The sequence below is a fragment of the Methylobacterium oxalidis genome (genome assembly GCF_007992195.1).
Taxonomy (GTDB): Bacteria; Pseudomonadota; Alphaproteobacteria; order Rhizobiales; family Beijerinckiaceae; genus Methylobacterium; species Methylobacterium oxalidis.
This window is the reverse complement of record NZ_BJZU01000107.1, coordinates 1-10,823: the sequence shown is the minus strand read 5'-3', so window position 1 is coordinate 10,823 and position 10,823 is coordinate 1. Positions and strand designations below refer to the sequence as shown.

Sequence of the window (10,823 nt, the reverse complement as noted above, 5' to 3'; positions counted from 1 at the left end):
TCTCCCGAACGGGAGAGGGGACCCGCGCCCGGTCGTTCCAAGGCAGCGCCGAGCATGCCCGACCGGGTGAGGGGTGCGCGCTATCCGGGGAGGCCGCCCCCTTACCCCACCCTCTCCCGGACGGGCGCGGGGGCGCCTGCCGCGTCCTCGGGCGGGGCGGCGCGGCCCCGCAGGGCGCGGCGGCGCCGCCACGGGCGCCAGAGGTCGCCGGTGCCGGCGGGGTCGCCGATGTGCAGGGCCTCGACGAGGCGCGCCACCGGGCCGCGCCGCGAGGCCACCACCGCGCAGAGCCGCGTGCGGGAGACGAGCGCCGGGTCGTCGAGGGCGGCCCGGACCGAGCCGCGCTCGCGCACGGCCGCCTCGAAGCGGTCGCGCGGGCAGCCCGCGTGGTGGGCGACGAAGCCGTCGCGCACGCGGGCGATCGCCTCCCGCCGCAGGGCGTGCTCGGCGCCGGGCAGCGCCTCGACGGCGAGGTCGCACTCGGTGTCGAGGCCGAGCGAGCGGTTGTTGAGGTTCGTCGAGCCGACCCGCATGAGCCGGTCGTCGAACACCGCCACCTTGGAGTGGACGAGGATCGGCCCGCCCGCGGGCGTGCGCGGGGCGAGCACCCGCAGCCGCCGGTACGGGTCGGCCGCGCGCAGCCGCGCGATCAGGCCGCGGCGGGCCCCGTCCATGGTGAGCCGGTCGAACCCGTTCGGGCTGCGCTCGGTCAGGACCACGACGATCTCGGGGCCCTCCGGCTCGGCGAGCCGTGCGGCGAGTTCCCGGGCGATCAGGGGCGACGTGAAGTACTGGTTCTCCAGGTAGATGATGCGCCGCGCCGCCCGGATCGCCCGCAGGTAGAGCGCCTCGCTCTCGCGCACGGCCGGGCGGGCGCCGAGCGCCGGCTCGGTGCGCAGGATGCCGACCTCAACGTCGCGCAGGAGCGGCGTCACCGTGTCGGGCCAAGGGTCGGAGAACGGGTCGGACGAGGGATCGGAGGCCGCCCCGGCCCCCGCCGCTCCGGAGGGCTCGAGATGCTCGCCGGTGGCGTCGAGCCAGCGGCGGCGGGCGAGGTCGCCGAGGGCCGCCGCCGCCGGCCCGTCCACCACCATCATCACGTCGTGGCGCGGCGGGTAGGTCTCGCCGGAGGGCAGGCGGCGGCGCGGGTCGTCGTCGCGGTGCCCCTGCGTGTCCCAGCGGTTCACCTCGAAATCGCCCCCGCCGCAGAAGGCGACGGCGTCGTCCACCACGAGGATCTTCTGGTGCTGGCAGGCGCCGTAGGGCAGGCGGCCGTCGATCCGGAAGTCGATCGTGGGCCCGAGCGCGGCGCGCACGGAATCCGGCGTGTGGTCGTTGCCCGCCGAGATCGGCCAGGGCATGTCCCAGATCAGCAGGCGGACCGCGAGGTCCGGGCGCTGCGCCTTCAGGCGGCGCAGGAGGTCGGCCATCGTCTCGTCGGCGCACGCGCCCAGGGGGTCGAGGCGCACGCGCGGGTCGAAGCTCCAGCCGATCAGCAGGATCGAGCGCCGCGCCGCGAGGAGGGCGCGCCGGGCCGCCGCGAAATAGGCCGCCCCGTCGTGCAGCAGGGCGAGCCGGCGGGCCGGCTCCCGCCGCCAGCAGGTCTCGCCCGCGCGCAGCCAGGGCCGCCCGGCGCCGGGCTCGCGCCCCTCGTTCCGTCTGCGATCACTCATGCGCCCGCGCCGGCTCTCCGCGTTCTCAGTTTGGCCCGCACCCGCCGCCGCGTCAGCGCGACGGCCGCGACCGTTGCAACGAGGCCGAGCCCGAGAGAGATCCAGTGCTCGGGGGCGTCCCCGCCCGCGGCGCGCCCGATCACGCCCAGATAGACGCACACGATCGTCCCCGGCAGCATGCCGAGGAGGGTCGAGACCAGGAAGGCGCCGGGGCGCACGTCGGTGATGCCGAGCACGTAGTTCTGCGCGTTGAAGGGCACGAAGGGGCTCAGCCGCATCAGCGTCAGGAGCTGCCAGCCGCCCTCGCCGACCGCCTCGACGGTCGCCCGCATGGCGGGCCGCCGCTCGATCGCGGCGCGGACCCGGTCCTGCAGCAGCGTGCGCCCGGCCACGAAGGCCAGCACCGAACCGACCGTCGCGGCGGCGAGCACGATCGGCAGCGACCACCAGCCGAAGGCCACGCCCCCCGCGATGGTGAGCGGCGTGCAGGGCACCACGAGGAGCGTCGCGACGACGAACAGCCCCGCGAAGGCGACCGGGGCGTAGGGGCCGAGGCTGTGGGTCCAGTCCTTGAAGGCCGTGAGCCACGCCTCCACCGGGAGGACATACCAGGCCGCCACCGCGGCCGCGACGGCGAGGACCGTCACGAGCCAGTATCGGTTCTCGTCGCCCGTCAACGCTGGTCCCTCCTCGCGGCGGCGCCGCCTCGCCGCAGGGTCACAACGCAAGGTCGCGACGTCCCGGCCGCCCCGCCTGTAGCAAAGGGGCCGGGCCGGAGGCAAAGGGCAGGGGACCCCGGCGCGGGCGCCGGCGCGGCGGCTCGGTTAACGTACGGTCTGCACGCGCCCGCGTTTTCCGTAGGTGATCGCAACGGATATCCTATAAGTCTGCAATATCCATACGATCAGACTCAGGGTCGCGCCCGGGTGCGGTCGAGAACGGTTCACCCGGCGCAAGGGCCAAGGACCCAGCGGAGCGTCACGATGATCGGGTTGCGGGCGGACGAGGCGTCGGACGCGCTGATGGCGGAGCGGGACCCTCTGGGCCTGCGCCTGCCGCTCCAGGCCGAGCTGTCGCTGCGCCAGCTCGCGGGCGCCCTCGGGGTCGCCACCGCCCTGACCCTGCCGGAGGCCACGGCCCGGCCGGTCTCGGACGGGGAGGGCGGCGACTTCTCGGAGGCCGCGAGCCTGCTCCAGGCGTTCCTGGCGATCGAGGACACCGAGACGCGCGCCCGCTGCCTCGCCTTCGTCCAGGCGGCGGCCCGCGTCCCCGCCCGCCAGTAGGCCCCCGCCTCAGGGCCGGACGAGGCAGACCGGCTGCGCCGGGCCCCGCTCGGGCAGCGCCACGAGGTCGCCCCCCCGCGCCGCGCTCGTGAACACCGCCGCGAGGCGCTTCGAGATGAAGTCGATGAAGCGCCGGGTCTTGGCGGGCAGGAGCCGCGACGTCGTGACGATGTAGATCGAGGTCGGCGGCAGGCGCCAGTCCGGCAGGACGCGGTCGAGCCGCCCGCTGTCGAGGTCGCGCCCGACATTGACGAGGTTCGAGACCGCGATGCCCCGCCCCGTCACGGCGAGCCGGCGCGCCAGGCTGACGTTGTTGCAGGAGATCCGCCCCGACACGCCGGCCGAGACGATCTCGTCCCCGCGGGTGAGCTGCCAGGTGTCGCTCATGCCGGGGACCGCCAGCACCACGTCGTGCTCGGCGAGGTCGCGCGGGTGCTTCGGCCGGCCCCGCGCCCGCAGGTAGGCGGGGGCGGCGAACAGGGCGTTCTCGACCTCGACGACCCTGCGCACGATCAGCGAGGACTGGCGCGGCTCCTCCATCGAGATCGCGAGGTCGTAATCCTCGCGCACGAGGTCGACCTGCGAGGCGCGCAGGTCGAGGTGGACGTGCACGTGCTCGTGGTCCTCCGAGAAGGCGCAGACGATGTCGGAGAGGTGCCGGACCACCCAGAAGTCCGGGGGCGCGGCCACCTTGAGGAAGCCGCTCGGGCCCTTCGCCTGGGCGATCATGTCGTCGAAGGTGCGCTGGGCCTCCTCGACGATGCGGGTGGCCTGGGCGAGGTAGGCCTCGCCGTAGGGGGTCAGCGCGAGCTTGCGGGTGGTGCGGTCGAGGAGCCGCAGGCCCACCGCCGTCTCGAACTGCGTGATGCGGCGCGAGACCGAGGAGATCGGCATGTCGAGCGCGGCGGCCGCCTGGCTGAAACTCTTGCGTTTCGCCACCTCAACGAACAGGGCCATATCGCGCAGAACTTGAGGCTGCGGCATGTCCTCCGGTTCTCCTCCGCCCCCGAGACCGCCGAGGTGAGGTTTCCGCCCTCGCCGTCGACACAACCCTAGATAGACGACCCCTCGATCAGGTCAAGATGTTCTGCAACAGAGTTCGCCGCGGAAAGGTGTTTTCCAGTGAGATATCCTTAACGCCGTTGACGGATCTTCTTGTGTGCATTTTGCGTAAAATTTGATCTGCTTTTGCTATAGCCTGGCTGCGAGCGCCTTGGCTGCAAGCGCCCTGGCGGCAGGCCCCCGCGCCCGGCGAGGCGGCGCTACCAGCCGCCCGGGAGGCTCTGCGGCACCGGCCGCACCCCGCGCGCCGCGGCGTCCCCGTCCGAGCGGGCCCGCAGCACCGTGATCAGCCAGGCCGCCATCAGCCCCGAGAGGCTGCCGCCGAAGGGGGCGGCGGCGAGGGCGATCACCGCCCCGTGGTCCCAGAGCAGGGCCGAGGTCAGGGGGCCGCCGACGACAGCTGCCATCATGATCGCAAACATGAGCAACCTCAGGGTAAGTGCGTGCCCTTTCGGACATAACCCGTTGCCAGACCTCACACAGACGAGGTTTTGGAAAAACACTTTCCCGAAATGAGAGATCTCGGCCGGGCGGGCGCACGACTTGGGGCCACAAGCAAAGGTCCGCGCCCGGCGCCCCGATGCTCGAAAAAGTCTTCCGGGCGCCTCCGCGGCCCGCGCGCGCGCCGGATCCGCCGGAGCGCGCCGCACGGGACGGGGCCGCCCCCCGAGCCTGCCGAGGCGGCTCACGACAGCATTTCCCGGAGCGTTTCACCCATACGATCTGCATTTGCGAGTTGTGCCGCAGTCAAATTGTCGCAAGCGCCGCATAGACTGGCCACGGCCAAGCACAAAGGCACGGAGCAAGACTGAGATAAACTCGTCTTTTGCTCTCATGGAAAAGTGCTTTCTGCCAACATTCCTTTCCATCATTTCATGATCAGCCAGTTTATGCGCCGAACGCGGGCAGGCTGGACTGTCCCAAACGGCGCCCCGCCGAGGAGGCCGCCCGTCCGCGAATGAACTCGGAGCGCGAGCCCGCCGCGGCGCGCGCGACCCTCATCAGCGTCGGTACGGAGCGTCGGTCCCCCATGGCTACCATTCAGACCTTCGACGGGCTCGTCGGAACCTCTGGCAACCCCGTCACGATCGGCGGCTACACCTACGCGCTGCGGACGAACGGGACGGGGACACCGGGCTCCCTGCGGGTCGAGACCGAGTTCGGCGACGCGGTCCTCAACACCCGCTCGCAGAACGCCGCCTACCTCTCGATCGCGCAGGCCTCGGGCGGCGCCTTCGATCTCGACGGCCTCACCCTCGACCGCGACATCTCGCTGCTCGGGGACACGGTGTTCGTCGGCTACCGCAACGGCGTGCAGGTGGCCACCGCGAGCTTCATCAACATCCTCACCATCGGCGACCAGACCATCACGCTCGGCTCCGAGTTCGACAACGTCACCGAGGTCCGCGTCTTCTCGCGCAGCGCGCTCAGCGTGAATCTCGGCGTCGGCTTCGCGATCGACGACGTGCGGACGAACGACACGACGCCGCCCGCCGCGCCGACGATCACCGCGGGCGTCGCGGCCACCGCCGACAACACCCCGACCATCACCGGCACCGCCGAGATCGGCTCCACGGTGACGATCCGCGCCAACGGCGCCGTCATCGGCACGGCGGCGGTGGGGGCGAACGGCGCCTACTCCTTCACCCCGACCACGCCGCTGGCCGACAACACCTACACCCTGACCGCCACGGCCACCGACGCGAGCGGCAACGCCGGCCCCGCCTCGGCGGGCATCAGCCTGCGCGTCGACGCCACCGCGCCCGCGGCCCCGGCCTTCACGGCGGGCGGCGGCGTCACCAACGACAACACGCCGACCGTGACCGGCACGGCCGAGGCCGGCGCCACCGTCACGGTGCTCAACGGCACCACGGTCGTCGGCACCGCGGTGGCGGGCGCCAACGGCGTCTGGACGCTGACGAGCGGCACGCTCGGCGACGGCACCTACAACCTCACGGCGACGGCCCGCGACAGCCTCGGCAACACCAGCGTCGCCTCGGCGCCGCTCGGCCTGACCATCGACACCGCCGCGCCCGGCGCCCCGACCGTCACGGCGCCCGCCCTCACGAACAGCGCGACCCCGACCGTGACCGGCACGGCCGAGGCCGGCGCCACCGTGACCCTCTACAACGGCGCCACCGTGCTCGGCACCGCGGTCGCGGGCGCCAACGGCGCCTACGCGATCACCCCGACGACGCCGCTCACCGGCGGCAGCTTCAGCCTGACCGCCACCGCCACCGACCGGGCCGGCAACGTCAGCGGCCGCTCGGGCGGCGCGAGCGTCACCGTCGACCTCACGGCGCCCACCGCCCCGACCCTGAGCGCGGGCACGGCGGCGACCGGCGACAACACCCCGACGCTCACCGGCACGGCCGAGCCCGGCGCCACCGTCACCATCTCGAACGGCGCCACGATCCTCGGCACGGCGGTGGCGGGCGCCAACGGCGCCTACTCCTTCACCCCCACGGTGCCGCTGGCGGACGGCACCTACGCCCTCACGGCGACCGCCCGGGACGCGGCCGGCAATCTCGGCCCGGCCTCGACGGCCGTCAGCCTGCGGATCGACGCCACCGCGCCCGGCGCCCCGACCTTCGTGGCGGGCGGCGGCCTCACGGGCGACTCGACGCCCACCGTCACCGGCACGGCGGAGGCGGGCGCGACCGTCACCATCCTGAACGGCACGACGGTGCTCGGCACCGCCGTCGCCGGCACGAACGGGGTCTTCACGTTCACGCCCACGACGCCCCTCGCGGAGGGCGCCTACACGCTCACGGCCGTGGCCCGCGACGCGGTGGGCAACGCCTCGCCCGCCTCGGCGCCGCTCGCCCTGCAGCTCGACCTGACGGCGCCGGGCGTGCCCGCGATCGCGCCGCTGGCGCCGACGAACGACAACACGCCGACGATCACCGGCACGGCCGATGCCGGCACGCTGGTCACGATCTCGAACGGCGCCACCGTGCTCGGCACCGCCACCGCGGGCGCAGACGGCACCTTCTCCTTCACCCCCGGCACCGCGCTGCCCGACGGCACGGCGAGCCTCACCGCCACCGCCCGTGACGCGGCCGGCAACGTCTCCGGCCCCTCCGCGGCCGTGAGCCTCGTGGTCGACACAGGCCTGCCGGCCGCTCCCGTCCTCGCGCCGATCGCCCCGACCCGCGACGACACCCCCACCATCACCGGCACGGCCGAGCCCGGCGCCGTCGTCACGATCCTCAGCGGCACGACCGTGCTCGGCACCGCGACCGCCGACCCGGACGGCAGCTTCTCCTTCACGCCCGCCACCGCCCTGCCGAACGGCACCACCAGCCTGACCGCGGTGGCGCGGGATGCCGCCGGCAACGCCTCGCCCGCCTCCGCCGCCGTCTCCCTGACGGTCGACACGCTGGCCCCCGCCGCGCCCGTCCTGGCGCCGCTGCCGCTCACCGCCGACGACACGCCGACGATCACCGGCACGGCCGAGCCCGGCGCGCTGGTCACGATCTCGAACGGCACCACCGTGCTCGGCACCGCCACCGCGGGCCCGAACGGCACCTTCGCCTTCACGCCCGCCACCGCGCTGCCGGACGGCACGGCGAGCCTCACCGCCACCGCGCAGGACGCGGCCGGCAACCTCTCGCCGGTCTCGGCCGCCATCGCCGTCACCGTCGACACCACCGCGCCCGGCGCGCCGGTGATCGCCCCGCTCGACCCGACGAACGACACCACGCCGACGATCACCGGCACGGCCGAGCCCGGCGCGCTGGTCACGATCTCGAACGGCGCCGCCGTGCTCGGCACCGCCACCGCCGGCCTCGACGGCACCTTCTCCTTCACGCCGACGACCCCGCTGACGCCGGGCACCGCCAGCCTGACGGCGACGGCGCAGGACGCGGCCGGCAACACCTCGCCGGTCTCGGCAACCGTCGCGGTGACGATCGACACCGCGGCGCCGACCGCGCCGGTGATCGACCCGCTGCCACCGACGAACGACACCACCCCCACCATCACCGGCACGGCCGAGCCCGGCGCCGTCGTCACGATCTCGAACGGCGCCACCGTGCTCGGCACCGCCACCGCCGGCCCCGACGGCACCTTCTCCGTCACGCCCGCGGCGCCGCTGGCGCCCGGCAGCGCCGCCCTCACCGCCACCGCGCAGGACGCGGCCGGCAACACCTCGCCGGCCTCGGCCGCGGTGACGCTGACGATCGACACGGCGGCGCCGGGCGCCCCCGTGATCGCGCCGATCGCGCCGACGAACGACACCACCCCCACCATCACCGGCACGGCCGAGGCCGGGGCCACCGTCACGGTGACGGCCGGCGCCACCGTGCTCGGCACCGCGGTCGCCGACGCGCAGGGCAATTTCAGCCTCACGCCGACGACGCCCCTGACGGACGGGACGGCCAGCCTGACCGCCACCGCGCGGGACGTCGCCGGCAACCTCTCGGCCCCCTCCGCCGCCGTCACGGTGACGATCGACACGCTCGCGCCGGGCGCCCCCACCATCGACGCGGTCCCGCCGGGCAGCGACGTCACCCCGACCATCACCGGCACCGCCGAGCCCGGCGCCGTCGTCACGGTGACGAGCGGCACCACGGTGCTCGGCACCGCCACGGCGGGTGCGGGCGGCACCTTCACGCTCACCCCGACCGTGCCGCTGCCGAACGGCGACAATCCCCTCGTCGCCACGGCCCGGGACGCGGCCGGCAACATCTCCGCCCCGTCCGCCACCGTGATCGCCGAGATCGACACCACCGTCCCGGGGGCGCCGATCCTGGACGACCTGGCGCCGACGAACGACCCCACCCCGGTCGTCACCGGGCTTGCGGGGGCGAACGACACCGTCACGGTCTTCCTCGGCACCACGCCGATCGGGACCGGCACGGCCGGGCCGGACGGCGCCTTCAGCATCGAGGTCTCGGCCCTGCCGGACGGGATCAACAACCTGACGGTCGTCGCCACGAGTCCGACCGGCGTCGAATCCGATGCGGCGCCGCTCGCCGTCCTCGTGGATACGGTGACCCCGGTCGCCCCCGTCCTCGCCGCCTTCGCCGGACCGACCAACGACAACACCCCGACCATCCGCGGCACGGCCGAGGCCGGCACCACCGTCACGATCAGCAACGGCGCCGTCATCCTCGGGACGGTGGTGGCCGACGCCACCGGAGCCTTCGCCTTCACCCCCGCCTCCGCCCTGGCGGACGGGCCGGCGAGCCTGACGGCGACGGCGACCGACGTGGCCGGGAACGAATCCGTCGCCTCGGTCGCGGTCACCGTCACGGTGGACACCGGGGCACCGCCCGCTCCGGCCCTCGACGCGATCGGGCCGACGAACGACAACACCCCCACGATCACGGGCAGCGCGGAGGCCGGGTCCACCGTCACGGTGACGGCCGGCACCACCGTGCTCGGCACCGCGGTGGCCGGGACGGACGGCCGCTTCACGATCACGCCGACGACGCCCCTGGCGGACGGCACGGCCAGCCTGACCGCCACCGCACGGGACGCGGCCGGCAACCTCTCGCCGGTCTCGGCCGCGGTGACGGCGGCGGTCGATACGGCCGCGCCCGCGGTCCCCGTCATCACCACGCTTCCGGGGACCACGGACGACAGCACGCCGGTCATCGCCGGCACCGCCGAGCCCAACGCCGTCCTCACCTTCCGCAACGGCGACACGGTCATCGGCACCGCCGCGGCCGACGCGGCAGGCAACTTCACCTTCACACCTGGCACCAACCTGCCCGAAGGTACCGCGAGCATCACGGTCACGGCGGCGGACGCGGCGGGCAACGTCTCGGCGCCGTCGCTCGCGCTCGCTCTTGAGATCGACACGACGGCGCCCGCAGCGCCCGTCCTGACGATCGCTCCGGGCACCACCGGCGACAGCACGCCGACCATCACGGGTACTGCGGAGGCCGGCGCGACCGTCGCGATCCTCAGCAACGGCACCCAGATCGGCGCCGCCACGGCCGACGCGCAGGGCAACTTCTCGTTCACCCCCGGCACCGCCCTGCCGGACGGAAGCTACACCTTCACGGCCGCGGCCACGGACGCGGCCGGCAACGCCGGACCCGCCTCGGCCGCCATCGGCCTCACCGTCGACACCGGCATACCCGCCGCCCCCACCCTCACCATCGCGGCAGGCCCCACCAACGACGCCACGCCCGCCATCACCGGCACTGCCGAGCCCAACGCGCTCGTCACCATCAGCAACGGCGCCACCACCATCGGCACCGTCGCGGCCGACGCCAGCGGCAACTTCTCGTTCACCCCCGCCACCGCCCTCGGCGACGGCCCCTACACCCTCACCGCCACCGCCACCGACGCCGCCGGCCAGGTCAGCCCGGCCTCGGCCGCGGTCGCCATCGTCGTCGACACGGCGGCGCCCTCCGCCCCGACCGTGTCGAGCCCCGGCGGTCCGGTGGCCGACGCGACCCCCGCCATCACCGGCACCGGCGAGCCCGGCGCCACCGTGACGCTGCTCGACGGCGGCACCGCGGTCGGCACCGGCACGGTGGCCGGCGACGGCACCTTCACGGTCAGCCCGACGAGCCCGCTCGGGCAGGGGCCGCACAACCTCACCGTGCAACTCACGGACGCGGCCGGCAATGTCGGCGCCGCCTCGGCGCCGGTGAGCGTGGTGGTCGACACGCTGCCGCCGGCGGCCCCCGTCATCACCACCGCCGCCGGCACAACCGGCGACAGCACGCCCACCATCGCCGGCACCGCCGAGCCCGGCGCGACCGTCGCCATCCTCAGCAACGGCACCCAGATCGGCGCCGCCACGGCCGACGCGCAGGGCAACTTCTCGTTCACCCCCGGCACC

The 10,823-nt window shown here is 74.3% G+C and carries 6 protein-coding genes; 2 read left to right on the top strand and 4 right to left on the bottom strand.

What is annotated here, in order from left to right:
* Positions 1-101: 101 nt before the first annotated feature.
* Both MOX02_RS22745 and MOX02_RS22740 read right to left on the bottom strand, forming a co-directional pair.
* Entirely contained in the window at positions 102-1,673 is a 1,572-nt protein-coding gene (locus tag MOX02_RS22745) for a phospholipase D-like domain-containing protein (RefSeq protein ID WP_147028118.1), read from the bottom strand.
* Positions 1,670-2,350 (bottom strand): TVP38/TMEM64 family protein, encoded by a 681-nt coding sequence (locus MOX02_RS22740; RefSeq protein WP_147028117.1) that lies wholly within the window; start codon positions 2,348-2,350, stop codon positions 1,670-1,672. The genes MOX02_RS22745 and MOX02_RS22740 overlap by 4 nt, the downstream gene beginning before the upstream one ends.
* A 306-nt stretch (positions 2,351-2,656) precedes the next feature.
* On the opposite strand from MOX02_RS22740, the gene MOX02_RS22735 reads away from it, so the two are divergent.
* A complete protein-coding gene (locus MOX02_RS22735) occupies positions 2,657-2,956 on the top strand; it encodes a hypothetical protein (RefSeq protein WP_147028116.1) in 300 nt (99 codons plus the stop codon).
* A gap of 9 nt (positions 2,957-2,965) precedes the next feature.
* On the opposite strand, the gene MOX02_RS22730 is transcribed toward MOX02_RS22735, so the two are convergent.
* Both MOX02_RS22730 and MOX02_RS22725 read right to left on the bottom strand, forming a co-directional pair.
* The gene (locus MOX02_RS22730) at positions 2,966-3,940 is read right to left on the bottom strand and encodes a LysR family transcriptional regulator (RefSeq protein WP_147028115.1); all 975 of its coding nucleotides are present in this window, start codon (positions 3,938-3,940) and stop codon (positions 2,966-2,968) included.
* 278 nt (positions 3,941-4,218) lie between these two features.
* On the bottom strand, positions 4,219-4,440 hold the full coding sequence (locus MOX02_RS22725) for a hypothetical protein (protein ID WP_147028114.1): 222 nt from the start codon (positions 4,438-4,440) through the stop codon (positions 4,219-4,221).
* Positions 4,441-5,048: 608 nt separating this feature from the next.
* Here MOX02_RS22725 and MOX02_RS22720 point away from each other — a divergent pair.
* The coding region (locus tag MOX02_RS22720) for a beta strand repeat-containing protein (protein WP_244948448.1) at positions 5,049-10,823 on the top strand (5,775 nt) is incomplete at its 3' end.

Coding starts and splice junctions, on each gene's coding strand:
- MOX02_RS22745 (WP_147028118.1), bottom strand. CDS start 1,673: ATGAGTGATCGCAGACGGAACGAGGGGCGCGAGCCCGGCGCCGGGCGG.
- MOX02_RS22735 (WP_147028116.1), top strand. CDS start 2,657: ATGATCGGGTTGCGGGCGGACGAGGCGTCGGACGCGCTGATGGCGGAG.
- MOX02_RS22730 (WP_147028115.1), bottom strand. CDS start 3,940: ATGCCGCAGCCTCAAGTTCTGCGCGATATGGCCCTGTTCGTTGAGGTG.
- MOX02_RS22725 (WP_147028114.1), bottom strand. CDS start 4,440: ATGTTTGCGATCATGATGGCAGCTGTCGTCGGCGGCCCCCTGACCTCG.